This window comes from Leclercia sp. UBA5958 (assembly GCF_002430365.1).
Classification (GTDB): Bacteria; Pseudomonadota; Gammaproteobacteria; order Enterobacterales; family Enterobacteriaceae; genus Enterobacter; species Enterobacter pneumoniae.
This window is the reverse complement of the sequence record NZ_DJCE01000006.1, coordinates 149,449-174,617: the sequence shown is the minus strand read 5'-3', so window position 1 is coordinate 174,617 and position 25,169 is coordinate 149,449. Positions and strand designations below refer to the sequence as shown.

The window sequence follows — 25,169 nt, the reverse complement described above, 5'->3', positions numbered from 1 at the left end:
AACCGCCACCGGCTCTGAGAGAATCCCCACCATAACTAAGGTTATGCACAGGGAGTGGATCATGAGTGATATCGCGTTAACCGTCAGCGTGTTGGCCCTGGTCGCAGTAGTAGGACTGTGGATTGGCAACATCAAAATCCGTGGCGTCGGGTTTGGGATTGGCGGGGTCCTGTTCGGCGGCATTTTTGTTGGCCATTTTGCCGACCAGTTTGGCCTGGTGCTCAGCGCCGATATGCTCCACTTCATCCAGGAGTTCGGCCTGATCCTCTTCGTCTACACCATCGGTATTCAGGTCGGTCCGGGATTTTTCGCCTCCCTGCGCGTCTCCGGGCTACGGCTAAACCTCTTTGCCCTTGGTATCGTGGTGATGGGCGGGCTGGTTACCGCCATACTGCACAAAATCTTTGCTATCCCTCTGCCGGTGGTACTGGGTATTTTCTCCGGCGCGGTCACCAATACGCCGGCGCTCGGGGCGGGCCAGCAAATTCTGCGTGATTTGGGGATCGAGCCCGGCATTGTCGACCAGATGGGGATGAGTTACGCCATGGCTTATCCGTTTGGCATCTGCGGTATTCTGCTCTCTATGTGGCTGGTACGGGTGCTGTTTCGTATCAACGTCGAAGAGGAGGCGAAGGCGCACGAAACCGCGCATACCAACGGCCATATGCCCATCAAAACCATCAATATTCGTGTCGACAACCCCAATCTCAATAAGCTGGCGATTCAGGATGTGCCGATTCTGAACAGCGTAAATGTGGTCTGCTCGCGCCTGAAGCGGGAAGAGATACTGATGGTGCCGTCACCGGGCACGGTGATCCATACCGGAGATTTGCTGCACCTGGTTGGTCAGCCTGACGATCTGCACAATGCGCAGCTGGTCATTGGCAAGGAGGTCGATACCTCGCTTTCCACCCGCGGCACCGATATGCGCGTAGAGCGCGTCGTCGTCACCAACGAGCATGTTCTTGGAAAGAAAATCCGCGATCTGCAGGTAAAAGAGCGGTATGACGTGGTGATCTCGCGGCTTAATCGCGCCGGGGTTGAGCTGGTTGCCAGCCAGGACGCCAGCCTGCAGTTTGGGGATATCCTCAACCTGGTTGGGCGCCCATCCTCTATCGATGCCGTGGCGGATATGGTGGGCAACGCCCAGCAAAAACTGCAGCAGGTACAGATGCTACCGGTCTTTATCGGTATTGGCCTGGGCGTGCTGCTGGGCTCCATTCCGCTGTACGTGCCGGGCTTCCCGGTAGCGCTCAAGCTGGGGCTGGCGGGCGGGCCGCTGATTATGGCGCTGATCCTCGGGCGCATCGGTTGTATCGGCAAGCTTTACTGGTTTATGCCGCCGAGCGCCAACCTGGCGCTGCGCGAGCTGGGGATCGTGCTCTTTCTGGCCGTGGTCGGGCTGAAATCCGGTGGGGATTTTATCGCTACCCTGGTCAAGGGCGAAGGGATGAGCTGGATTGGCTACGGGATCGTTATCACGGCTATCCCGCTTCTCACCATGGGGATCCTGGCGCGAATGTTCGCCAGAATGAACTACCTGACGGTCTGCGGTATGTTGGCTGGCTCCATGACCGATCCCCCTGCGCTGGCCTTTGCTAACAACCTGCATGCCACCAGCGGCGCGGCGGCGCTGTCTTACGCCACGGTCTATCCGCTGGTGATGTTCCTGCGCATTATCACCCCGCAGCTACTGGCGGTGCTGTTCTGGGGAGCGGGTTAACAACGCTGCCCGCATTAGGCTATGCTGAAGCCAGGCCGTAGCACGACAAGGACTCTTGATGAAAATTTCCCGCCTCGGCGAAGCGCCGGACTACCGCTTCTCTCTGGCTAATGAACGCACTTTCTTAGCGTGGATCCGTACCGCACTGGGCTTTCTGGCCGCCGGGGTGGGTCTTGACCAGCTGGCGCCTGATTTTGCCACGCCGCTGATCCGTGAAGTGCTGGCGCTGCTGCTGTGCCTGCTCGCGGGCGTGCTGGCCATCTACGGCTACCTGCGCTGGCTGCGTAATGAGAAGGCGATGCGACTCAAGCAGGATCTGCCCTATACGCGCGGGTTATTCATCATCAGCGCGATTCTGCTGACGGTGGCAGGCGTCGTGATGGTGCTGGTTTTCTATGGCGGATAGCCGCAAAGCGCGACGCGAAGCGGACCCCGGCCTGCAGCCGGAGCGGACATCACTCGCCTGGCTGCGAACGCTGCTGGGGTACGGCGCTCTGATTGCGCTGGCGATTAAACACAACTGGCACCGTACCGGCCTGCCGTTCTGGATCTCACTGGTGGTGCTGGCGCTGGTGGCCCTTATGTTATGGCGTTATACCCGCAGCCGTAACCTGATGGACGTCACGCAGGATGAATTCGTACAGCCGAAAGCCGTCCGGGATAAACTCTTGATCGCGCTTGCGGTGCTGTCGCTCTCTCTGCTGTTTGCGGTGACGCACCTGGAGGTTATTTTTTCCCTTTAGCCAGATATGTCGCCATCTCCTCTTCCGGGACCATGCCGCCGCCAGTCGCCCAGACCAGATGGGTGGCCTGTGCATCGGCTTTGAAACGCACCGGGCCGGCCATACCCGCCAGCGCCGACGGCTCCAGACGAATATTTTCCGCCTGCGCCAGCCAGCCGAGCATGTCATACATGCTCTGATCGGACAGGGTATAGAATCCGTCCAGTAACCGCTCCATCGCGCGCCCTACGAAGCCAGAGGCCCGACCTACCGCCAGTCCGTCTGCCGCCGTCACGTTATCGATACCGAGATCCTGCACCGCAATGTCGTCGTGCAGTCCGGTGTAGACCCCCAGCAGCATGCACGGGGAGTGCGTCGGCTCGGCGAAGAAGCAGTGGACGTTATCACCAAAAGCCAGCTTCAGACCAAACGCCACGCCGCCGGGGCCCCCGCCAACGCCGCACGGCAGGTAAACATACAGCGGATGTTGAGCATCGACCACGCGGCCCTGTTCGGCAAACTGGGCCTTCAGGCGCTCGCCCGCTACCGCATAGCCCAGGAACAGGGTGCGGGAGTTTTCATCGTCAATAAAGAAACAGTTTGGGTCGTTTTCGGCCGCTTTTCGTCCCTGTTCAACCGCCACGCCGTAGTCCTGCTCATATTCCACAACGATCACGCCGTGGCTGCGTAGTTTGGCTTTCTTCCATTCGCGGGCATCGGCAGACATATGCACCGTCACCTTAAAACCGAGGCGGGCGCTCATCATGCCGATGGACATCCCGAGGTTGCCGGTGGAGCCCACCGCAATGCTGTACTGACTAAAGAACGCCTTAAAGCGGGGCTCCAGCAAGATGCTGTAGTCGTCATTGAGGTTCAGCAAGCCTGCTTCCAGCGCCAGTTTTTCCGCATGCGTCAGCACCTCATAGATGCCGCCGCGGGCTTTAATGGAGCCGGAGATGGGCAGATGGCTGTCTTTTTTTAGCAGCAGCGTGCCGGGGATCCCGACACCCGTTTCGCTCGCCAGCCGCGTTTGCATCGCCGGGATCGCGACCAGCTCGGATTCGATAATTCCGCCCGCTGCTGCCGTTTCCGGGAAGGCTTTCGCCAGATATGGCGCGAAGCGGCAAAGGCGGGCATGCGCGTCGTTGACGTCGTCCTGGGTCAGCCCGACATAAGGCAAGCCTTGCGCAAGGGTTGTGGCGCGCGGGTTAAGCCAGGTGAGCTCTTTTAGGGCGATCAGATCGGCAACCAGGGGGAATTTGGCGGTCAGCGTGTTAACGGCGTCGTTATTCATAATCTGTCTCAGAAATTAGTTCATTCTGACTCTACACGAAATGGCAAAAAGCGTGCTAAATACGGCTTATTACTTTCGATTTTTTCGCAAGGTTGATCGTGTTAAGACCCTTAATGGCCACCCTCTTATTGTGCGCTTCTGGCTGGGCCGCCGCCGCGGAGCCGCCGCTGACGGCGGCACGTTATGCTCAGCAGTTGGGCGTGGGAATGGATGTTGACTGGGCGCGTACCGAGCGTGGTATACGCGAATTTGACCCGCTGGTGGTGCGTGACTTTCACGCTAAAGGACTAAGCCATGTGCGTATCCGCGTTGCAGGGGCACCCACCGAGGCGCGGCTGATTCATCTGCGTAAGCTGGTGGAGGCGTGCGAGCAGTACGGCGTGATCCCGATTATCACTTATCAGGTGGATGCCTGGAAAAGCGACCCCAAGCCGGAAAATGAGAAAGCGGTAGTGAACTGGTGGATAGCGGTAGCCCGCTATTTCGGCCAGAGTTCTCCGCTGCTGGGTTTTGATCTGATTTATGAGCCTGCCGAAAAGCTCAACCATAACCTCACTGCGCTTAATCGTGTCTACGAAAAAACCATCAAAGCCATTCATGGCATCGACCCGCAGCGGATGATTTTTATCGCCCCGCGTCTGCGGGCCGCGCCTGAGGATCTTCCCGGCCTGAAATTACCGGCCCACAGCCAGGGCTATGTACTGGCAGAGTGGCACATCTTTCCCTGGGGGCCGCTGAAGAGTAACGGCAAATACCCCTGGACCTCCGGCACGGCGGCCGAAAAGGCGGCGATTCATGGGCGGATAAGCGCGGCCCTGCGCTGGCAGCAAAAAACCGGGCACAGCAGCTGGGTAGGGGGCTGGACGGTAGGGGAGACCATCAACTCTACGCCGACGGCCTCGCAGCTGGCCTTTGCTACCTTTATGGCCTGTGAACTGCAAAAGGCAAAAATACCCTATGCCATAAATGCGGATAATCAATTCTACGACGGAGAAGAGGGGGCGTGGCGACCCTCATCAGAGCCGTTATTGCAAACGATGATAGCCCCGCGCTGTGAAAAGCCCGACGAGAAGTCGGGCCATCATGGGGTTAAACCGGCTGCTCGTGATGCGGCACGCGCGACGCCAGCGGCAGCCAGCACAGCAAAATCAGCAGCCCCATCAGCGTCATCAGCAAACCTAAACTAGCCTGTCCGGTTTGCGGCATCATGGCGGAAAGCCAGGCCAGCACGCCAGAACCGATGTTCTGCAAGCCGCCGACCAGCGCGCCGGCGGTGCCTGCCAGAAACGGAAACGGCTCCATCGCGCCGCTGGTGGCGAGCGGGAACAGCATTCCCGCCCCGAAGAAGAACAGCGCCGCCGGGATGAGTAGCGTCCAGACGGTCATCACGCCAAACAGCCCTGGGATCCACATCATCAGCCCCGCCAGCAGACAGCTGATAACGGACTGCCACATCAGCGTGGAGAAACGCTTGTTGGGGCGACCCGCGAACCAGGCGCCGAAGAACGCCGCCGGGATCGGCAAAATAAACAGAATACTTACCAACATGCTGCTCAGGCCAAGCCCCGCACCCAGCAGCACCCCGGAACAGGCTTCAAACACCGCGATACCCGCCAGGCCACCGATCAGCATCAGCAGATAGCAAGTAAACGCGCCGTTGCCGAACAGCGTCTTATAGCTGGTGAGAAGTTTGGTGCGTGGCGCATCCACTGGACGCGTTTCCGGCATCCAGCGCGCCATGCTGAAGGTGACTATCACGCACAGCACCAGCAAGAAGGCGTAGCAGGCGCGCCAGGACCACACCGTATCCAGCAGGCCGCCAATCAGCGGTGCCAGTAGCGGACTGACCAGAATGCCCATATTCAGCAGGCTGTTAGCATGACGTAGCTGGGTGCCCTGATACATATCGCGCGGTAAGGTGCGCGCCATCACTCCACCGACGCCGGTTCCGACACCCTGCAGGGCGCTGGCGGCGATCAGGACGGTCAGGCTATGGGTCGCGATCGCTATCACGGTCGCGACCATAAAAATGGTCATGCCCACCAGGATCACCGGACGACGCCCGACCCGATCAGAGAGCGGCCCGTAGAAGAGCTGCGATACGCCATAGGTCAGCAGGTAGGCCGCCATTACGCTCTGTACTGCGCCCTCGCGGACATTCAGTTCCTTTGCCATATCGGCAATCGCCGGTATGTAGATGGTTTGCGCCATCTGCCCGACGGCCACCAGTAACACCAGCATCAACAATAAATTAACGTTCCGTTGCTTTTTCATGTCGCTGAATATGTTTGCTTAAAGATAAAAGAAAGAATAAGTGACTGCGCATTCCCATAAATGCGCGAGGAATCTACCACAATGAGATGACAATTTAAGCATTGCGATAAGGAATGGAAAAACCGGGTCAGGCAGGATTTGTAAACATGGGCGGCAACGAATGTTGCCATGAATTTATGCCAGGCGAAGCAGCATGGCTCCGCCTGCTATACCCAGCGCCGCAGCGATGCGTAAACCGGCAACCTTTTCTTTTAAAAGCACAAAGGCGATAAGCGCCCCGAAGAGTATCGAGGTTTCGCGCAGGGCAGCAACGACGGCAAGCGGTGCCTGGGTCATCGCCCATAACGCCAGACCGTAGGATCCCAGCGTGCCCACGCCACCGAGCAACCCTTTTTTCCAGTGCAGGCACAGATAACGGGTGGCTTCCCGGCGGCGGGCCACCATCGCCCAGGCGAGCAGGCAGAAGCCGTTCATCAGAAAGGTCCAGAGCGTATAGCCCAGCGCGGTATCAGACAGACGCACGCCGGTGCCGTCCACCAGGGTGTAACCGGCAATAAAACAGGCATTCAGCAACGCCAGCCCGATCCCTGTACGCGACCGCATGCGACCGTTCATCGCCATGGCAAGAATCGACAGGCAGATCACCCCGATGCCGGACCAGGCCAGCCCTGAGAGGCTATCCCTCAGCGCCAGCACGCTGATTAGCGCCACCAGCAGCGGCGCCGTGCCGCGCATAAGCGGGTAGGTCTGGCTCATATCAGAGACCTGATAGGTCTTGGCTACCAACACCGTGTACACCACCTGCAGCGCGCAAGAGACGACCAAAAACGGCCAGCTGGCAGCAGAGGGTTGCGGAGAGAAAGGGAGTATTACCAGAGCGATAAGCGCGGCAGAGCCGCTCACGCCGATCGCGGAGTAGAGTTTGTCCGTTCCGGCTTTGACGATGGCATTCCAGCTGGCATGCAGCAGAGCGGCAAACAACAGAATGCAGAAAACGGTGAGGGTCATAGCGTATCGGGTGATGAATTGTCATCTAACTGTAACATTCACACCCTGAGCCTGCCAGGCGGTTATACCGCACAGAAAAGGCGGTGCGTCACCCGGGGTTCGTCGCAGACCAGCGTAAAACCAGCCCGATGATAAAATCCGTACGCGGTGTCCGGTGCATGGGTATTCAGAAAATCAAACCAGATGCTGGCATCGGCCATTACGACGGTCAAAAGCTGCTTCCCGATACCCAGCCCCCGGCACTTCTCGCTGACGTAAAGGTGGCGAATACGCCCCGCACGGGGCTGCTGGCTAAAGGGATCGCGGTTTAAGCCGCACACGCCCACCAACTTGCCGTTAAGAAACGCACCCAGCAGCTTTTCGCCCGGTGCGTTAAAGCGATTCTCACCCCGCTGCCAGTTCTCTTCCAGCCTGCGCAGCATATTGAAACGTAGCGCAATACTCTCCGCCTTCAGGGCGATATATCCCGGTTCGTCCGGGGTGACAGGCTCAATTAACAGACGCGACATAGCATTCCCTCGTTATTAAAGAGGGGCGGTTTCCCGCCCCTCTCAGGTGCGACTTGAACCTGAATTACCGAGTGTATTTCAGGACAGCATCAAGCAGTTGCAGTGCTGCAACAATGAGTTTGAGGATAAGTACAACCATATCCACTACGCTCATACGCGTCTCCTTTTGGTAAAAAGGAGCACGATGCTGGCGTACCTTTCCGCCGCCTGTTACCAGCACCTGGATTGACGTAACACAGTGTGCTCACTTCAGGGGGTTAAGGCACTGACGGCACCACCCGTTTCAGCCAGGACGTCGTTGCGCCGGTAGAACTGCGGCCCCCTCGCTCACTGCGAACAGACTCAGTATAGATAAATACTGTATGTATGAACAGTATTTTATGGACAAAAATCAGAAGGCGGTCCATACTCAAAAACGTCAAAATCCGTGCCAGAAATTGCGCGTTCGTCTTCGATCGCGTATACTTTTGCCGTTGACGTAACACAGTGTGTTCTGCGGAAACCAACCGCAAAACCCTGATAAAAACCTCGCTTAGGCGGGGTTTTTTGTTTTCACGGCGCAACAAACGAAACGTGATCCCTGACGCATTTTTATGCGGATATCTATTTTTCCATTGTCACGCCTTAAAACCTGTGGTTGTATAAATTCTATCAATGATTCCAAACACAGGTTCCTCATGACTCCATCCCTGTTCACCGCGACCCTACTAAAAACTGCGCAACCCGCCGCAGTGGTCGTCGTGCGTGTGGTGGTCGTCGTCGGCAATGCGCCGTAGGGACTGGATCAACACACGAATCCAAAACCCCGCCGGCGCAAACCGGGCGGGGTTTTTCGTTTTAGCGACCCTCTCCCGGAAAGTCGGCTCAGATCAGAATAAAAGGACTGGAGCATGGCAAGTTCGGGCACAACATCCAACAAGACGCGTTTTACGGGCGCGCAGTTAATCGTTCATTTACTGGAACGGCAGGGCATCACCACGGTAGCGGGTATCCCTGGCGGCACGGTACTCCCGCTGTATGATGCGTTAAGCCAGAGCAGCAAAATCCGCCACGTGCTGGCACGCCACGAACAGGGTGCGGGTTTTATCGCCCAGGGCATGGCGCGTACCCAGGGTAAACCGGCGGTCTGTATGGCCTGTAGCGGCCCGGGGGCCACTAACCTGGTCACCGCCATCGCCGATGCGCGTCTCGATTCTATCCCCCTGATCTGCATTACTGGCCAGGTCCCCTCGTCCATGATCGGCACCGACGCCTTTCAGGAGGTAGATACCTACGGCATCTCTATCCCCATCACCAAACATAACTACTTAGTTCGCGATATCGCCGAGCTTCCACAGGTTATCAGCGATGCGTTCCGCATTGCGCAGTCCGGCCGCCCAGGCCCGGTGTGGATAGACATTCCTAAGGATGTCCAGACCGCAGAGATCGACATCGATGTCCTGCCAGAGCCGGGCGATCGCGCCCCTGCGCCAGAATTCAGCGCAGAGAGCGTGCGTGATGCCGCGGCCATGATTAACGCCGCCAAACGCCCGGTACTCTATCTGGGCGGCGGGGTGATCAACGCGCCGGAGGCGGTGCGCGAGCTGGCCGAAAAGGCGCAATTACCCACCACCATGACGCTGATGGCGCTGGGTATGTTGCCAAAAGCGCACCCGCTGTCGCTGGGCATGCTGGGGATGCACGGCGCGCGCAGTACCAACTACATCCTGCAAGAGGCGGATTTACTGATTGTGCTCGGGGCCCGTTTTGATGACCGGGCGATTGGTAAAACCGAGCAGTTCTGCCCGAACGCGAAAATCATTCACGTGGATATCGACCGCGCCGAGCTGGGTAAAATTAAGCAGCCGCACGTGGCCATTCAGGGGGATGTGGGTGAGGTGCTGGCCCAGTTGACGCCGCAAATTGAGGCGGCCCCGCGTGCGGAGTGGCACCAGCTGGTGGCCGATTTACAACAGGAGTTCCCGGGTGCCATCCCAACCGGCGGCGATCCGCTGAGCCACTATGGCCTGATCAATGCCGTGGCCGCCTGCGTGGACGACAGCGCCATTATCACCACCGACGTGGGCCAGCATCAGATGTGGACTGCGCAAGCCTATCCATTGAACCGTCCCCGTCAGTGGCTCACCTCTGGCGGCCTGGGCACCATGGGCTTTGGCCTGCCTGCGGCGGTGGGGGCGGCGCTGGCCAACCCGGATCGCAAAGTGATCTGCTTCTCCGGCGATGGCAGCCTGATGATGAATATTCAGGAGATGGCGACCGCGGCGGAAAACCAGTTAGACGTGAAAATTATTCTGATGAATAACGAAGCGCTGGGGCTGGTACACCAACAGCAGAGTCTGTTTTACAAGCAGGGCGTCTTTGCGGCGACCTATCCGGGGATGATTAATTTTATGCAGATTGCCGCCGGGTTTGGTCTGCACACTTGCGATTTGAATGCCGAAGCCGATGCGCACGCCGCCCTGCAGGAGGCGATTTCCCGCCCTGGCCCGGCGCTGATCCACGTGCGTATCGACGCGCAACAAAAAGTCTATCCGATGGTCCCACCCGGTGCGGCCAATACAGAAATGGTGGGGGAATAAGCCATGCAGAAACAACACGACAACGTCATTCTCGAACTTACCGTCCGCAACCACCCGGGGGTGATGACCCACGTCTGCGGGCTGTTTGCCCGCCGCGCATTCAACGTGGAAGGCATTCTTTGTTTGCCAATTCTGGGCAGTGAACACAGCCGCATCTGGCTACTGGTCAACGATGACCAGCGCCTGGAGCAGATGATGGCGCAGATTGATAAGCTGGAAGATGTGACCAAAGTGGTGCGTAACCAGTCCGATCCCACCATGTTTAACAAAATTGCGGTCTTCTTCGAATAAATCGCTCATTGCTTGAACGCCCGCGCGCTTATCGTTAAGGTAAGCGCGTTTTTTTATCCGCCCGCCAGGAACGCACATGACCACCATTGCCCTCATCGACGACCATCTTATCGTCCGCTCCGGCTTCGCCCAGTTGCTGAGTCTGGAGGCCGATTTCCAGGTTGTTGCGGAATTTGGCTCTGGCCGTGAGGCGCTGGCAGGCCTGCCGGGGCGCGGGGTGCAGGTCTGTATCTGCGATATCTCCATGCCGGATCTCTCCGGTCTTGAACTGTTAAGCCAACTGCCGAAAGGGATGGCGACCATCATGCTGTCGGTTCACGACAGCCCGGCGCTGGTGGAGCAGGCGCTTAACGCGGGGGCGCGTGGGTTCCTCTCAAAACGCTGTAGTCCGGACGAACTGATTGCCGCCGTACGCACCGTTGCCGCCGGCGGCTGTTATTTAACCCCGGATATCGCCGTCAAGCTGGCGACCGGACGCCAGGATCCGCTCACAAAGCGTGAACGCCAGGTGGCAGAGAAACTCGCCCAGGGAATGTCGGTTAAAGAAATTGCCGCTGAATTGGATCTATCGCCAAAGACCGTGCACGTTCACCGGGCAAACCTGATGGAAAAACTGGGCGTCAGTAACGACGTTGAGCTGGCCCGGCGTATGTTTGATAACTGGCAATGAACCCGGTGTTTTCGCGGCTGATCGCCGTCGTTGCCAGCTTTTTTATCTTCTCCGCCGCCTGGTTCTGCCTGTGGAGTATTAGCCTGCATCTGGTTGAACGCCCCGAACTGGCAGTGCTGCTGTTCCCGTTCGGCCTGCGTCTTGGACTGATGCTGCAATGCCCGCGCGGCTACTGGCCGGTGCTGCTGGGCGCGGAGTGGCTGATGCTGTTCTGGCTGGCGCAGGAAGTGGCGCTGGCCCATCTGCCATTATTGATGATCGGGAGTGTGCTGACGCTTCTTCCAGTCACGCTGATCTCGCGCTATCGCCATCAGCGGGACTGGCGCACGCTGCTGTGGCAAGGCACGGCGCTGATGGCCGCCGCGCTGTTACAGTCATTGCCGTGGCTCGGCGAGCAAGAGATGCTGAACGCTCTGCTGTTGACCCTCACCGGCGGCCTGACGCTGGCCCCCACCTGTCTGGTTATCTGGCATTACCTCACCAGCACCGTCTGGCAGCCGCTCGGCCCGGCGCTGGTCTCCCAGCCGGTAAACTGGCGCGCCCGGCATCTTATCTGGTATCTGCTGCTGTTTGTTCTGAGCCTGTGGCTGCAGCTTGGCCTGCCCGCCGAGCTTTCCCGCTTTACGCCGTTTTGTCTGGCGCTGCCGATTATCGCCCTCGCCTGGCACTATGGCTGGCAGGGGGCGCTGATCGCGACCCTGATGAACGCCATCGCGCTGATCGCCAGCCAGACATGGCACGATCACCCCGTTGATTTGCTGCTCTCGCTGCTGGCCCAGAGCCTGACCGGGCTGCTGCTGGGGGCGGGTATCCAGCGTCTGCGCGAACTGAATCAGTCCCTGCAAACCGAGCTGGCGCGCAACCGGCTTCTGGCAGAGCGTCTGCTGGAGACCGAAGAGAGCGTGCGCCAGGAAGTGGCCCGCGAGCTGCACGATGACATCGGCCAGACCATCACCGCTATCCGCACCCAGGCGGGCATTGTCCAGCGTCTGGCGGCGGAAAACGCAGGCGTGAAGCAGGGCGGGGCGCATATCGAGCAGTTGTCGCTGGGGGTGTACGATTCCGTGCGCCGCCTGCTCGGCAGACTGCGCCCGCGCCAGCTCGACGACCTTTCGCTTGAGCAGGCGGTGCGCTCCCTGATGCGCGAAATGGAGCTGGAAAGCCGGGGCATCGTCAGCCATCTCGACTGGAATATTGATGAACGGACGCTGAGCGAAGGCCAGCGCGTCACGCTGTTCCGCGTCTGCCAGGAGGGGCTAAACAACGTGGTGAAACACGCCAACGCCAGCGCGGTTACGCTGCAGGGCTGGCAGCAGGAAGACCGCCTGATGTTGATTATTGAAGACGATGGCTGCGGCCTGCCGCCGGGCTCCGGCCAGCAGGGCTTTGGCCTGGCGGGGATGCGCGAGCGCGTCGTGGCGCTGGGCGGTACCCTGACCCTCTCCTGCACGCACGGCACGCGCGTCAGCGCCAGTTTGCCGCTACGGAGTCACCATGTTTAACACCCCCGCCAATGCCGCGCCCGTCGGCAACCAGGCCGACATCGACGCCCGGTACCGCTACTGGCGGCGCCATATCCTGATCACTATCTGGCTCGGCTATGCGCTGTTTTACTTCACCCGCAAAAGCTTTAACGCCGCCGCGCCGGAAATCCTCGCCAGCGGCGTGATGACCCGCACCGATATCGGCCTGCTGGCGACGCTGTTTTACATCAGCTACGGCCTGTCGAAGTTCTTCTCCGGTATCGTCAGCGACCGCTCTAACGCCCGCTACTTCATGGGCACGGGGCTGATCGCCACCGGCGTGGTGAACATCCTGTTCGGCTTCTCCACCTCCCTGTGGGCGTTTGCCCTGCTGTGGGCCCTGAACGCCTTTTTCCAGGGCTGGGGGGCACCGGTGTGCGCCCGCCTGCTCACCACCTGGTACTCACGCAATGAGCGCGGCGGCTGGTGGGCAATCTGGAACACGGCGCATAACGTCGGCGGGGCGCTGATCCCCATCGTGGTGGGCGCGGCGGCGCTGCACTACGGCTGGCGTGCGGGAATGATGATTGCGGGCGGGCTTGCCATCCTTGCCGGGCTGTTCCTCTGCTGGCGCCTGCGCGATAAGCCCCAGACCGTCGGGCTTCCCCCCGTTGGCGACTGGCGGCATGACGAGATGGAGATCGCCCAGCAGCAGGAGGGGGCGGGGCTGACGCACAAAGCGATTCTGACGAAATATGTGCTGAAAAATCCCTACATCTGGCTGTTATCGCTGTGCTACGTGCTGGTGTATGTGGTGCGCGCGGCGATCAACGACTGGGGCAACCTGTACATGTCCGAGACGCTCGGCGTCGATCTGGTCACCGCCAACTCGGCGGTCACCATGTTCGAACTGGGCGGGTTTATCGGCGCGCTGGTGGCGGGCTGGGGATCGGACAAGCTATTTAATGGCAACCGCGGGCCGATGAACCTGATTTTCGCCGCTGGCATTTTGCTCTCCGTTGGCTCGCTGTGGCTGATGCCTTTTGCCAGCTATGTGATGCAGGCGGCGTGCTTCTTCACCATCGGCTTCTTCGTCTTTGGCCCACAGATGCTGATCGGCATGGCGGCGGCGGAGTGCTCGCATAAAGAGGCGGCAGGCGCGGCGACGGGCTTCGTCGGACTCTTTGCCTACCTCGGCGCATCGCTCTCTGGCTGGCCGCTGGCATGGGTGATCGACGTCTGGCACTGGAGCGGCTTCTTCGCGGTGATCGCCATCGCGGCGGGGATCTCTGCTCTGTTGTTGCTGCCGTTTTTGCACGCCCAGGCTCCGCGCGAAGCGTGACGCGCCTCACCTTTTGGCACCGAGTGGCGCAAAACTAAGAAATTTTCCCGGTTTCACCTGGACGCTGTCTCAGGCGTCGCGCCCGGCTGATTTTTACAATGCCTGCCATTCGCAGGTATAAAAATCAGCTCAGGAGCAACCCATGCTGGCCTTCCTTAACCAGGTGCGCAAGCCGACCCTGGATCTGCCGCTCGATGTGCGGCGCAAAATGTGGTTCAAACCCTTCATGCAGTCTTACCTGGTGGTCTTTATCGGCTACCTGACCATGTACCTGATCCGCAAGAACTTTAACATCGCGCAGAACGACATGATCTCAACCTACGGGCTGAGCATGACGCAGCTGGGGATGATTGGCCTGGGCTTCTCCATCACCTACGGCGTGGGGAAAACGCTGGTGTCGTACTACGCGGACGGCAAAAACACCAAGCAGTTCCTGCCGTTTATGCTGATCCTCTCCGCCATCTGTATGCTTGGCTTCAGCGCCAGCATGGGTTCAGGCTCCATCAGCCTGTTCCTGATGATCGCTTTCTACGCCCTGAGCGGCTTCTTCCAGAGTACCGGCGGGTCGTGCAGCTACTCGACCATCACCAAATGGACCCCGCGCCGCAAGCGTGGCTCGTACCTCGGCATGTGGAACATCTCCCACAACCTCGGCGGAGCGGGCGCGGCAGGCGTGGCGCTGTTCGGCGCCAACTATCTGTTCGACGGTCACGTCATCGGTATGTTTATCTTCCCGTCGATTATCGCCCTGATCGTCGGCTTTATCGGCCTGCGCTTCGGCAGCGACTCCCCGGAATCCTACGGCCTCGGCAAAGCCGAAGAGCTGTTCGGTGAGGAGATCAGCGAAGAGGATAAAGAGACCGAAGAAAACGAGATGACCAAATGGCAGATCTTTGTTGAGTACGTGTTGAAAAACAAGGTGATCTGGCTGCTATGCTTCTCGAACATCTTCCTGTACGTGGTGCGCATCGGTATCGACCAGTGGTCAACCGTGTACGCCTTCCAGGAGCTGAAACTCTCGAAAGAAGTGGCGATTCAGGGCTTTACCCTGTTTGAAGTGGGTGCGCTGGTCGGCACGCTGCTGTGGGGCTGGCTCTCTGACCTCGCCAATGGGCGTCGTGCGCTGGTGGCCTGCGTTGCGCTGGCGTTGATTATCGCCACGCTCGGCGTATACCAGCACGCCAGCAACCAGTATGTGTACCTTGCCTCTCTGTTCGCGCTCGGCTTCCTGGTGTTTGGTCCGCAGCTGCTGATTGGCGTGGCGGCGGTCGGTTTTGTGCCGAAAAAAGCGATCGGCGCCGCCGATGGGATTAAGGGCACCTTCGCTTACCTGATCGGCGACAGCTTCGCCAAGCTCGGTCTGGGGATGATTGCCGACGGCACGCCGGTCTTTGGCCTCACCGGCTGGGCAGGCACCTTCGCCGCGCTGGACGCCGCCGCCATCGGCTGTATCGTCCTGATGGCGATGGTCGCGGTGCTGGAAGAACGTAAGATCCGCCGTGAGAATCGTGCGCAGAAACAGAAATTGAAAGCAGCCTGAGTGTGCAGGTGACCTCTTTGCCCGGTGTGATGCCGGGCTTTTTTGGTTTGTCGGTAAGGCTGTAGCGCCTCTGGTGTGCAATTTGACCCCATGCTCGCCTCGCCCGGTGCGAAGCGCGATCGAAGGGCCGCGGTTTTCTACGTAATTTCAGTTCACTTATATGACGTTGTCTGCTGGCGACCACGCTGCTTTTCCCGATATTATGAGCGGCTGTTACTTAGGAGAACTCATGATCTGGATAATGCTGGCGACCCTCATAGTCGTGTTTGTCATAGGATTTCGTATCCTGACCTCCGATTCTCGCCGCGCCATCAAACGTTTAAGTGAACGTCTGGGCATTTCGCTGGTGACGGTCGAGTCGATGATTGACCAGTTTGGTAAAACGTCCGGAAATGAGTTTATCCGCTACCTCGAGCGCCCGGACGAGGCGCATCTGCAAAACGCGGCCCAGGTGCTGTTGATCTGGCAGGTGTGTATTATTGATGGCAGTGAACAAAATCTGCTCAGCTGGCACCGTCTGCTGCGTAAAGCCCGTCTCGCCGCACCGCTCACCGATGCGCAGGTCCGCCTGGCCCTTGGCTTTATGCGCGAAATGGACCCCGATCCGCAGGAGCTGAACGCCTTCCAGCTGCGCTATAACCAACTTTTCCTGCCGGAAGAGGGCGTGTTTTATCTTCACTGAGGCCTTGCAGGCCGTTGCCAGCACCACGTCATCCGGCAAACCCCGGCAAAAGTTGTCGAAACGTTAAATTCGTCACACTTTTGATGATAAACTGCGCGACTTTTCCGCACATTTTTATCTTCAGGTGACGTCATGACAGAACATATTCAGCCCGCTCCCCATGCTAAAGAGGTCGCCCGGCCTAACTGGTCGGCGGTTTTCTCGGTGGCGTTCTGCGTGGCCTGCCTGATTACCGTTGAGTTTCTGCCGGTCAGCCTGCTGACGCCGATGGCGCAGGATCTGGGTATTTCGGAAGGTGTGGCGGGGCAGTCCGTTACCGTCACCGCCTTTGTGGCGATGTTCGCCAGCCTCTTTATTACCCAGGCAATTGGCACCATCGACCGCCGCAAAGTGGTCATTCTCTTCAGTGTGCTGCTGACGGCATCCTGCCTGCTGGTCTCCTTCGCCAATAGCTTTAGCCTGCTTTTGCTCGGGCGCGCCTGTCTGGGGTTAGGGCTCGGCGGCTTCTGGGCGATGTCCGCTTCGCTCACCATGCGCCTGGTGCCCGCCCGCACGGTGCCTAAAGCGCTGTCGGTGATTTTCGGCGCGGTCTCCATCGCGCTGGTGATTGCCGCGCCGCTGGGCAGTTTTCTCGGCGGGATCATCGGCTGGCGTAATGTCTTTAACGCCGCGGCGGTGATGGGTCTGCTCTGCATTGTCTGGGTATGGAAAGCGCTACCGTCGCTGCCGGGTGAAGCGGCGCATCACAAACAGAACATGTTTACGCTGTTGAAACGTCCGGGCGTGCTGGCGGGGATGACCGCTATCTTTATGGCTTTTGCCGGGCAGTTTGCCTTCTTCACCTACATCCGTCCGGTGTTTATGACCATGGCCGGCTTTGACGTGGATGGCCTGACGCTGGTGCTGCTGAGCTTCGGTATTGCCAGCTTTGTCGGCACCTCGCTGTCGGCGCAGTTCCTGAAACGCTCCCTCAAAGTGGCGCTGGCCGGTGCGCCGCTGGTGCTGGCGATCAGCGCCGCCGTGCTGATTCTGTGGGGCAGCGACAAGTGGGTCGCCTCGGCGATCGCCATTATCTGGGGCTTCGCCTTTGCGCTGGTGCCGGTGGGCTGGTCGACGTGGATCACCCGCTCGCTGGCCGATCAGGCGGAAAAAGCGGGGTCGATTCAGGTAGCGGTGATCCAGCTGGCGAACACCTGCGGCGCGGCGGTGGGCGGGGTGGCGCTCGACCATCTGGGGCTGACCTCACCGCTGGTAATTTCCGGTACGCTGATGCTGTTGACGGCGCTGCTGGTGGCAGCGAAGGTGAGGGCAAAGTCGTAAATTACCCCTCACCCCGGCCCTCTCCCCAAAGGGGCGAGGGTGAAAAGACCGCACCGGGTAATCCCCTCGCCCCTCTGGGGAGAGGGTTAGGGTGACGGGATATCAGGCTGATGTCTGAACCCGTCTTCTCGAATCCATCGAAATCAGCACCACCGACGAGACAATCAGCAGCGTGCCCAGCCAGTCCGGCAGGGTGAAGGCCACGCCCAGCAGGATCACCGACAGCAATGCACTACTCAGCGGTTCGGCACAGCTCAGGATGCTCGCCTTTGGCCCGCCGATCATCTGTGCCCCTTTCAGATACAGGCTGAACGTCAGCGCCGTACCGATCACCACCAGATAGAAGAACGCCAGCAGCAGGCTACCGTCGAACGCAAAGGTGGTGCCGCGCCCCGCGTAGAACGGCGTCAGCATCAGTCCCGCAATCAACATACTCCAGCCGACGATCGGCAGCGTACCGTAGCGGGCGATCAGCGTTGACGGGTAGGTGGTATAGAACGCCGCAGCAAAGGCCGAGGCGATGCCGAAGAACAGCGCGGCAGGCGAGATTGAGAGCGACGTCGGGTCGCCGTGCGTCACCAGCAGGAAGGTGCCGACAAGCGACGTGAATATCGCGGATAACACAAACAGGCCGGGGCGCTTTTTCCGCGCCAGCGCGAACCACGCCACGATAATTGTTGGCGACAGGAACTGCAGCACGGTGGCGGTGGCAGCGTTGGATTTTTCAATCGTCAGCAGGAAGGTGAGCTGCACGGTGAGCGCGCCGACCAGCGAGAAAAATAGCAGGCTGATGGCGTCCTTGCGGTTTTTGATGACCGAGAAAATTTTGTCGCCGTGAACGAAGGAGAGCGTCAGCAGGATCACCCCGGTAAACAGCAGGCGAACCATGGTCAGATAAGGTGAAGAGATGTGGCTTTTCTCCATGATGTACTGCGCGCAAACGCCTGAACTTCCCCATAAAACGGCGGCGATCAGGACGTTGAGCATCCCTTTACGTGTGGAACCCATGTTCTCCCCTGTTATGTTGGTTTTTTTGTAGCATAACATGAGGATTGGTGGGTTTGGTGCGGTCTGATGCCCTCACCCCGGCCCNNCTCTCCCACAGGGAGAGGGGGCAAAGACTAAAAACGGCAACATGGCGTTGCCGTTTTGCATTTACCTTAGAACCAGGCTTCCCACATGGCGCCGACGTTGAAATCGTCAAGCGTCTCGTCCTGGGTACCGTTCACGCGGGCGGTACGTTCGTTATCCACCTTGCCGCCGGTGACGTAGAAGCGCAGCATCGGACGGAACTCTGGCCCCATGGCGATAGACATGTTCTGCGACAGGGTCAGTTTCCAGCCTTTGTTATCACCGCCGTTGTCGTAATCAACGTGCTGCCAGCCCGCTTCCAGCCAGGTCGAGTGGACGTCGTTCCACCAGTGCATTGGTCGGACAATGGCGTTGTAGTTCTTGCGGTTATCGGTGCCGTCGCGGCTATTGTCATAGTCGTGGAAGGCGAGGATGTACTCCACCTGGGTGGCCTGGGTGAATTTATGCAGCCCTTCGAAGCTGGCGTAGACCGTGGTCAGATCCTCGGTCTTGTTGAAGACGCTGTTATCCGAGTTATCAGAGTAACGGGCAATCACTTTGTTCACGCCGCTGTCGTTGGTGTGGCTCAGCACCACGCCACCCTGCCAGGCCTTCAGACGCTCTTCACTGTCGATCGCTTTCGAGTCAAAGCCGTAGTTGGCATACAGCTCCAGGTCGATCGGGCCGAGCTTCATGCCGTGGATTTTAGAGGTGGCCGCGTAGTTACCTTTGTCGCCCGTGCCGGAACCGCCGGTACAGGTGATGCGCGATGGGTTCGCTTCGTCTTCCATTACTTCCGGGCTACAGGATTCCACGGCCGCCACGGTCGCCACGTCAAACTGCACGCCGCCAATGTCGAAGTTCTTCACCCCGGCGCCCTGGCCATCGTGGTTCATCCAGAAGTAGTCGTTGATACCCTGCTGCGGACGCTGGTGGAAGTCACGACCGGCCCAGAAGTAGGCGTTCGGGTTGGACGCCATGATGTTGGTGACGCCCGCATAGGCTTTTTTCAGGTTAACTTCGTCGCCCCAGTGGTCGATCATCACGTTGATGTCCCAGATGGCGCCGTTATCGCCTTTAAAGGCTTTGGAGAGCTGGAATTCACCGCCGTTGCCTTCGTTACCCAGACGACCAATCGCCGACGCACCGTTATAGGAGCCATCCACCGCTACGTATTTTTGATCGGCGGCCTGGAAATGGGCGCCATAGCGGGCATAACCGGTAAATTTAACCCCGAACGGAATAGCCATATCCGGCGACTGCGCCGCGCTTTGCGGCTCGGTGACCACGTCGGCTTTTTTCGCCACCGCAGCATCCATTTTTGCCTGACGTTCTGCCAGGGCTTTATCCACCGCTTTGGCCACAATGGCGTCGATTTGCTCTTGAGTGAACTCCTGTGCGAGTACAGAAATTGGGCAAAGCGCGGCGATAACCGCCATTGTTAATGGAAGTTTTTTAATTGTGTTCATGGTTATCTCAATATAGTTTAATTTTATTCAGACAATAACCATCCCGCTCCGATCTGACAGAATATGTCGCTATCATCAGAACAAGTGGATTTCTATTATTAGGTACAGAGGTATTACATTACCGTTTTTTCGCCATAGATTATCTCTGATATAAATGAATAATTTCTTCGGATAATTCACGCGCCAGTAGCGAGTTCATTAAATGATCCTGGGCATGCACCATAATTAACGTCATCGGCTGACGGGCTTCGCCTGCATCCTGCTCAATGAGTTTGGTCTGCATATGGTGCGCCTGACGCGCGTAGCCATCGGCTTCGCGCAGTAGGCTTTTGGCTTCATCAATATCGCCATTACGCGCGGCGTGCAGCGCTTCAAAGCACAGACTGCGCGACTGACCGGCGTTAACGATAATTTCCATTACGGCTTCTTCTAATGCGATCATGAGTGATTACTCTTTTTCAAAACCATTATCCAGAGAGGTAGCGGCAAACCACTCTCCACTTTTCTTTATCGTGCGTTGCTGCGTCGTTAAATCCAGCTGAATAAAGCCGTAGCGGTTTTTATACGCATTGCACCATGACCAGTTATCGATAAATGTCCACATATGGTAGCCAAGGCAGTTTGCCCCTTCGCTAATACCTTTATGCAGCCATTTAAGGTGTTCGGAAATAAACTCGATACGATACTGGTCGTTTATTTGTCCGGCTTCGATAAATCGTTGCTCGTTTTCTACGCCCATGCCGTTTTCCGAAATAAAGCAGCGCGGGTTGTCATAATTATCACGCAGATTAACAAGAATATCGTAAATACCCGGTTCATAGATTTCCCAACCGCGATACGGGTTCATCTTCCGACCGGGCATTTCGTAGTTATCAAAGAACCATTCCGGCATAAACGGCGCCTGAGGGTTCACCGCACTGTCACGACACTTCACGCGACGCGGTTGATAGTAGTTAATGCCCAGCAGATCGATACGCCCGTCGGCAATCAGGTTGCTGTCCTCAGGCTGGCAGGCAGGCAGCTGATCGTAAGACTTCAGCAGCGCCACCAGGTCGGCCGGGTATTTCCCGCGCAGCACCGGGTCGAGGAAGCTCCGGTTAAACATCAGGTCGGCAATATGCGCCGCTTTCACATCCGCCGGATGCTGTGAACGGGGATATGACGGGGTCAGGTTGAGTACGATCCCAATCTCACCGGCATGGTTTCCGGCGCGGAAGGCGCGCACCGCGTGGGCGTGGGCCAGCACGGTGTGATACGCCACGGTCGCCGCACGACGGAAATCCACCACGTTGGGATAGTGGAAATCGTACAGATAGCCCCCTTCAACCGGCACAATCGGCTCGTTGAAGGTAAACCAGTGCAACACCCGGTCGCCAAACAGTTTGAAACAGGTCTGCGCATAGCGGCCATAGGCGGCCACCACATCGCGGTTCTCCCAGCCGCCAATCTCCTGCATCGCCATCGGCATGTCGAAGTGGAACAGGCAGATAAACGGCGTGATGCCCTGCTCAATCAGTTCATCGATTACCTGATTGTAAAACGTGACCGCCTCAGGATTCACTTCACCGATGCCATCAGGGATCAAACGCGCCCAGCTAATCGAGGTGCGAAAGCTGTTGTGGTTCAACGTTTTCAGCAGCTGAATATCCGCTTTCCAGTTCTGATAAAAGGTCGACGTCTGTTGCGGCCCTACCCCCTGATGGAAACGGTTTGGTTGCTGGCTAAACCAGTGATCCCAGGTGGTCAATCCCTTGCCGCCGCCCTGGCTCTCCCCTTCGGTTTGCAGCGCGGAGCTTGCGCTACCCCACCAAAAGTTCTCGGGAAATGAGTAGTTCATAATGCTTCCTCTTTAACTTAGTTACTGGCCGGCTCAGCGCCTACAACAGCCGCCTGGGCTTTTTGCTCTTCGTTTTTCACCAACGTACGCTCATAAGCGCGCAGGAAAGGCAGGTACATCAGCGCCGACATCACCATGCACACCACGCACATCACCACCGGGCTCAATGCCCAGTTGGCCGCCCATGAGGCGCCAATCGGTGCCGGCGTGGTCCATGGGGTTAACGACACCACCTGCGCCAGCCAGCCGAGCTTAGTAGCACCGTAGGCCAGACACGCATTCACCAGCGGCACAAACACGAACGGGATAAACAGCATCGGGTTCATGATGATCGGCGCACCGAACAGGATCGGTTCGTTGATGTTAAAGAAGCTTGGTACCACGCCCATTTTGCCAATGGTACGCAGATGGGTGACGCGGCTGCGCAGCAGCAGGAACGCCAGCGGAAGGGTAGAACCGACGCCGCCAATCAGCAGGTAGTGATCCCAGAATCCCTGCAAGTATACGTGCGGCAGGGCAGCCCCTGCGGCCAGTGCGGCCTGGTTTGCAGAGAGGTTTGCCATCCAGAACGGGTTCATGATGCCGGTCACAATCAGCGAGCCGTGGATGCCCGCGAACCAGAAGATCTGGCACAGCAGCACAGAGAGCAGAATGGCAGGCAAGGAGTCAGACGCCGAAACCAGCGGCTCCAGCAGGTGCATAATCGCCTGGGGAATGATCATGCCGGTCTGCGCTTCAATGAACAGGTTCAGCGGGTGCAGCGTACCGATCACCACCATCACCGGGATCAGGATCTCAAACGAACGGGCCACCCCGGTCGGCACCTCTTTTGGCAGGCGGATGGTGACGTTGTTCTGCTTCAGCCACGCATAGACGCGGGTGGAGTAGATGGCGGTGATCAGCGCGGTGAAGATCCCCTGGCCCGACAGATACTGGGTGGAGATTTTGCCATCGGCATAGGGCGCAGCCACCAGCAAGAATGCCATAAACGCCAGCAGGCCAGACATCACCGGGTCGAGGTTAAACTGACGACCCAGGCTTGCGCCGATACCCACCGAGATAAAGAAAGTCATTACGCCCATGCTGAGGTTGAAGGGCAGCATCAGCTGTTCGCGGTAGGTCTGGGAGAAATCCAGCCAGCCGCGGGCAAAGCTGTTGGTGGTGTCCGCTGAGAACGGCGGGAAGATAAACACCAGCATAAACGAGCCGATGATCATGAACGGCAGCGCGGCGGTAAAGCCGTCGCGGATGGCAATCACATACTTCTGCTGGCCAAGCTTCGCCGCCAGCGGGGTAATGGACTGCTCAATGACGGCAACCATAGACTGATATAACGAACTCATGAGAACACCTTCTTAGTGTGCCGCTTCAATGAGCGACAGAGCGTAATCCAGCACCTTATCACCACGCTGCATGCCGTAGTCCATCATATCGATGGCCTGCACCGGAATGCCTTGCGTAGCAGCCTTGTCTGACAGCGTCTTTATCATGTATTTCACTTGTGGTCCGAGAAGTACCACCTGGTATTGCGGAAACTGCGTATCAAATTCGGCCACGCCGTACGCATCAATCTTCACCGGCAGACCTCGCTCATCCGCCGCTTCAACCATTTTCCTGACCAGCAGGCTGGTGGACATTCCGGCAGAACAACACAGCATTATCTTGAACATCGACGACCATCCTCTAAATGTAAAAAGTTATTGCGGGTCTGATTGGACATCATGCGGAAACCGGTTTCCATTTATAAAAGACAGAAGTGTGACAGCTATCAATATCCGTTACTTATGGCGCTAATTATCACGATCGGTGTCACACTATTTGGCGTGTTTTGCATCAAAATGAGTGGAAACGGAAAATCGGTTTCCATAGAAAACGGAAACGGATATACTTCTTTTTGGCTAAAATGTGAGCCAATGCGGTAATGGAATTTGCAGGGCGGGGCCGTCCTGTCAGGGGAGAAAGATGTCTACAATCAACGATGTATCACGTCTGGCCGGGGTGTCCAAAGCCACGGTATCACGGGTGTTGAGCGGGTCGCGCGGTGTAAAGGAAGCCAGCCGTCAGGCCGTTTTGAAAGCGGTGGATGAGCTGAACTATCGACCCAATGTGATTGCGCAGTCGCTGCTGAGCCAGTCAACCGGCTGTATCGGCGTGATCTGTGCGCAGGATAATATCAACCAGAGCACCGGTTACCTGTACGCGCTGGAAAAACAGCTTAGTCAGCATCAAAAGCATCTGCTATTGCGTTTTGCCAACACCAAAGCCGAGGTGATGAATGCGCTTGAAGAGCTTTCGTGTGGGTTGTGCGACGACATTCTCATTATTGGCGCCCGTTTTCCGCTGAGTGTCGATCAGGAAAATGTCATTCTGGTGGACTGCATGCAGGCGGCGGATAACGTCAACAGCATTCAGTTCGATCACGCGTTCGCCGCAGAAACCGCCTGTAATTTCCTCACCAGCCAGGGGCGCCGCCAGATAGCGCTGATCCATCCGCAGGGTAGCGGCTTTGCCGATCAGGTGCTGCTGGGCTACAAGCACGCGCTGGAGAAAAACTTCCTGCCCTTTAATCGCAACCTGGTCTTTATGGAGGCCACCTCGTCATCCGTGGCGTTGCAGGAGTTGCTGAATAATGCGAGCACGCTGAACTTCAACGCCTTACTGGTTGCTGATGAGCAAGAGGCGCAGCGGGTGATCCCGCAGCTGCAGGCGTTTAACAAGTCCGTACCGGGTGACATCATGGTCTTCAGTCTGGCCGGCTCCCTGCATTTACCGGGTATCCCAACCATTCCGGCGATTGAATACTCGATGGATGCGATGGCTGCACGCATTGTGAGCTGGCTGAACGAAAAAACCCAGATGCTGGAATCCTGGGTTCTGCGGGGCGATTTAATTATTCCTGAAATACGTAAACGCTAATCAGCAAGCGTGAAGCCCGCTTCACGCTTAATAATCCTCCATGCAGTCCATGCGGCTGACGGCGTCCCAGTAGGCCTCCTGGTTGTTACGATCTACCGCCAGCATGGCGTTGCGCATCAAGAGCTTATTCGCCTCTGAAGACATAATCATCGCCTGCCACTCCGAGTCAGACTGTTTACGCTGCGGGGCGCAGGCTTTTTTCACATCTTTCAAAATCAGCTGTTTTTTCTGTTCGAGTTTGGCGGGATCGTCGTTGTCTTGCGCATGGGCGAAGGCGGCAAAAAGCAGACAGACTATCAGGCAAAACAGGTGTGCTGACTTCATGTTGACCTCCGGTTGATAACCACGGCATTCCATTTGAAATATATCGTTACATTCGCCGATGCGATCCAGGTGGAAAGTATGAATTTGCACATTCCGGCGACTAAACGTTAAAAGCGTAGCCGCACTTTTTGCCAA

Annotated in this window: 26 protein-coding genes; 14 read left to right on the top strand and 12 right to left on the bottom strand. The window is 57.8% G+C overall.

The window, feature by feature from the left end; translation table 11 throughout:
- Nucleotides 1-61 precede the first annotated feature (61 nt).
- From B2Q93_RS09120 to B2Q93_RS09110, 3 genes are read left to right on the top strand one after another with little or no spacing between them, the layout of a single operon-like run.
- Nucleotides 62-1,723 carry a putative transporter gene (locus tag B2Q93_RS09120; protein WP_286932627.1) on the top strand — a complete coding sequence of 554 codons (1,662 nt, stop codon included), beginning with the start codon at nt 62-64 and terminating at the stop codon, nt 1,721-1,723.
- Nucleotides 1,724-1,781: 58 nt separating this feature from the next.
- Nucleotides 1,782-2,129: a YidH family protein gene (locus B2Q93_RS09115; RefSeq protein WP_286932626.1), complete on the top strand. Its 348-nt coding sequence runs from the start codon at nt 1,782-1,784 to the stop codon at nt 2,127-2,129.
- Entirely contained in the window at nt 2,119-2,466 is a 348-nt protein-coding gene (locus B2Q93_RS09110; protein ID WP_040077756.1) for a DUF202 domain-containing protein, read from the top strand. The genes B2Q93_RS09115 and B2Q93_RS09110 overlap by 11 nt, the downstream gene beginning before the upstream one ends.
- On the opposite strand, the gene dsdA is transcribed toward B2Q93_RS09110, so the two are convergent.
- Nucleotides 2,450-3,739: a D-serine ammonia-lyase gene (gene dsdA / locus B2Q93_RS09105; RefSeq protein WP_286932625.1), complete on the bottom strand. Its 1,290-nt coding sequence runs from the start codon at nt 3,737-3,739 to the stop codon at nt 2,450-2,452. The genes B2Q93_RS09110 and dsdA overlap by 17 nt on opposite strands.
- Before the next feature lie 98 nt (nt 3,740-3,837).
- On the opposite strand from dsdA, the gene B2Q93_RS09100 reads away from it, so the two are divergent.
- A complete protein-coding gene (locus B2Q93_RS09100) occupies nt 3,838-4,926 on the top strand; it encodes a cellulase family glycosylhydrolase (RefSeq protein ID WP_286932623.1) in 1,089 nt (362 codons plus the stop codon).
- On the opposite strand, the gene emrD is transcribed toward B2Q93_RS09100, so the two are convergent.
- The 4 genes from emrD to tisB form a co-directional block, all read right to left on the bottom strand.
- Nucleotides 4,829-6,013, bottom strand: coding sequence for a multidrug efflux MFS transporter EmrD (gene emrD, locus B2Q93_RS09095; RefSeq protein WP_286932622.1), 1,185 nt, complete (start codon nt 6,011-6,013; stop codon nt 4,829-4,831). The two genes, B2Q93_RS09100 and emrD, sit on opposite strands and share 98 nt — an antisense overlap.
- 174 nt (nt 6,014-6,187) lie before the next feature.
- Nucleotides 6,188-7,021 carry an EamA family transporter gene (locus B2Q93_RS09090; RefSeq protein WP_286932620.1) on the bottom strand — a complete coding sequence of 278 codons (834 nt, stop codon included), beginning with the start codon at nt 7,019-7,021 and terminating at the stop codon, nt 6,188-6,190.
- A gap of 62 nt (nt 7,022-7,083) precedes the next feature.
- The gene (locus tag B2Q93_RS09085; RefSeq protein WP_040077762.1) at nt 7,084-7,530 is read right to left on the bottom strand and encodes a GNAT family N-acetyltransferase; all 447 of its coding nucleotides are present in this window, start codon (nt 7,528-7,530) and stop codon (nt 7,084-7,086) included.
- 64 nt (nt 7,531-7,594) lie between these two features.
- Nucleotides 7,595-7,684 carry a type I toxin-antitoxin system toxin TisB gene (gene tisB, locus B2Q93_RS09080; RefSeq protein WP_040077764.1) on the bottom strand — a complete coding sequence of 30 codons (90 nt, stop codon included), beginning with the start codon at nt 7,682-7,684 and terminating at the stop codon, nt 7,595-7,597.
- Nucleotides 7,685-8,207: 523 nt separating this feature from the next.
- On the opposite strand from tisB, the gene ivbL reads away from it, so the two are divergent.
- The 9 genes from ivbL (at nt 8,208) to nepI (ending at nt 17,417) form a co-directional block, all read left to right on the top strand.
- Nucleotides 8,208-8,306 carry an ilvB operon leader peptide IvbL gene (gene ivbL, locus B2Q93_RS09075; protein WP_088208941.1) on the top strand — a complete coding sequence of 33 codons (99 nt, stop codon included), beginning with the start codon at nt 8,208-8,210 and terminating at the stop codon, nt 8,304-8,306.
- Nucleotides 8,307-8,420: 114 nt separating this feature from the next.
- Nucleotides 8,421-10,109 (top strand): acetolactate synthase large subunit, encoded by a 1,689-nt coding sequence (ilvB, locus tag B2Q93_RS09070; protein WP_040077765.1) that lies wholly within the window; start codon nt 8,421-8,423, stop codon nt 10,107-10,109.
- Between the two features lie 3 nt (nt 10,110-10,112).
- Nucleotides 10,113-10,400 carry an acetolactate synthase small subunit gene (gene ilvN / locus B2Q93_RS09065; RefSeq protein ID WP_040077766.1) on the top strand — a complete coding sequence of 96 codons (288 nt, stop codon included), beginning with the start codon at nt 10,113-10,115 and terminating at the stop codon, nt 10,398-10,400.
- 76 nt (nt 10,401-10,476) lie between these two features.
- Entirely contained in the window at nt 10,477-11,070 is a 594-nt protein-coding gene (gene uhpA / locus B2Q93_RS09060) for a transcriptional regulator UhpA (RefSeq protein WP_286932617.1), read from the top strand.
- Nucleotides 11,067-12,572 (top strand): signal transduction histidine-protein kinase/phosphatase UhpB, encoded by a 1,506-nt coding sequence (uhpB, locus tag B2Q93_RS09055; protein WP_286775674.1) that lies wholly within the window; start codon nt 11,067-11,069, stop codon nt 12,570-12,572. The genes uhpA and uhpB overlap by 4 nt, the downstream gene beginning before the upstream one ends.
- A complete protein-coding gene (locus tag B2Q93_RS09050; RefSeq protein ID WP_040077770.1) occupies nt 12,565-13,875 on the top strand; it encodes an MFS transporter in 1,311 nt (436 codons plus the stop codon). The genes uhpB and B2Q93_RS09050 overlap by 8 nt, the downstream gene beginning before the upstream one ends.
- A gap of 142 nt (nt 13,876-14,017) precedes the next feature.
- A complete protein-coding gene (gene uhpT, locus B2Q93_RS09045) occupies nt 14,018-15,415 on the top strand; it encodes a hexose-6-phosphate:phosphate antiporter (RefSeq protein WP_286932616.1) in 1,398 nt (465 codons plus the stop codon).
- Between the two features lie 229 nt (nt 15,416-15,644).
- Entirely contained in the window at nt 15,645-16,097 is a 453-nt protein-coding gene (locus B2Q93_RS09040) for a DUF1198 domain-containing protein (RefSeq protein ID WP_286932615.1), read from the top strand.
- Between the two features lie 132 nt (nt 16,098-16,229).
- Nucleotides 16,230-17,417, top strand: a complete 1,188-nt coding sequence (nepI, locus tag B2Q93_RS09035; protein ID WP_286932613.1) for a purine ribonucleoside efflux pump NepI — start codon at nt 16,230-16,232, stop codon at nt 17,415-17,417.
- A gap of 102 nt (nt 17,418-17,519) precedes the next feature.
- Here nepI and B2Q93_RS09030 read toward each other — a convergent pair whose 3' ends face one another.
- The 6 genes from B2Q93_RS09030 to B2Q93_RS09005 all read right to left on the bottom strand — a co-directional run bounded on the left by B2Q93_RS09030 (nt 17,520) and on the right by B2Q93_RS09005 (nt 23,464).
- On the bottom strand, nt 17,520-18,425 hold the full coding sequence (locus B2Q93_RS09030) for an EamA family transporter (protein ID WP_286932610.1): 906 nt from the start codon (nt 18,423-18,425) through the stop codon (nt 17,520-17,522).
- A 152-nt stretch (nt 18,426-18,577) separates the two neighbouring features.
- Nucleotides 18,578-19,957, bottom strand: coding sequence for a carbohydrate porin (locus B2Q93_RS09025; RefSeq protein WP_046886332.1), 1,380 nt, complete (start codon nt 19,955-19,957; stop codon nt 18,578-18,580).
- Nucleotides 19,958-20,096: 139 nt separating this feature from the next.
- Complete coding sequence (locus B2Q93_RS09020; protein WP_040077777.1) at nt 20,097-20,399, bottom strand: PTS lactose/cellobiose transporter subunit IIA; 303 nt, start codon at nt 20,397-20,399, stop codon at nt 20,097-20,099.
- A 6-nt stretch (nt 20,400-20,405) separates the two neighbouring features.
- Entirely contained in the window at nt 20,406-21,794 is a 1,389-nt protein-coding gene (locus B2Q93_RS09015; protein ID WP_286932608.1) for a glycoside hydrolase family 1 protein, read from the bottom strand.
- A gap of 17 nt (nt 21,795-21,811) precedes the next feature.
- Nucleotides 21,812-23,137: a PTS sugar transporter subunit IIC gene (locus tag B2Q93_RS09010; RefSeq protein ID WP_040077779.1), complete on the bottom strand. Its 1,326-nt coding sequence runs from the start codon at nt 23,135-23,137 to the stop codon at nt 21,812-21,814.
- 12 nt (nt 23,138-23,149) lie between these two features.
- Nucleotides 23,150-23,464, bottom strand: coding sequence for a PTS sugar transporter subunit IIB (locus B2Q93_RS09005; RefSeq protein WP_040077780.1), 315 nt, complete (start codon nt 23,462-23,464; stop codon nt 23,150-23,152).
- Nucleotides 23,465-23,756: 292 nt separating this feature from the next.
- Between B2Q93_RS09005 and B2Q93_RS09000 the strand changes: the two genes are divergently transcribed.
- Nucleotides 23,757-24,710 (top strand): LacI family DNA-binding transcriptional regulator, encoded by a 954-nt coding sequence (locus tag B2Q93_RS09000; protein ID WP_040077783.1) that lies wholly within the window; start codon nt 23,757-23,759, stop codon nt 24,708-24,710.
- A gap of 27 nt (nt 24,711-24,737) precedes the next feature.
- On the opposite strand, the gene B2Q93_RS08995 is transcribed toward B2Q93_RS09000, so the two are convergent.
- Nucleotides 24,738-25,034, bottom strand: coding sequence for a YicS family protein (locus tag B2Q93_RS08995; RefSeq protein ID WP_040077784.1), 297 nt, complete (start codon nt 25,032-25,034; stop codon nt 24,738-24,740).
- Nucleotides 25,035-25,169 lie beyond the last annotated feature (135 nt).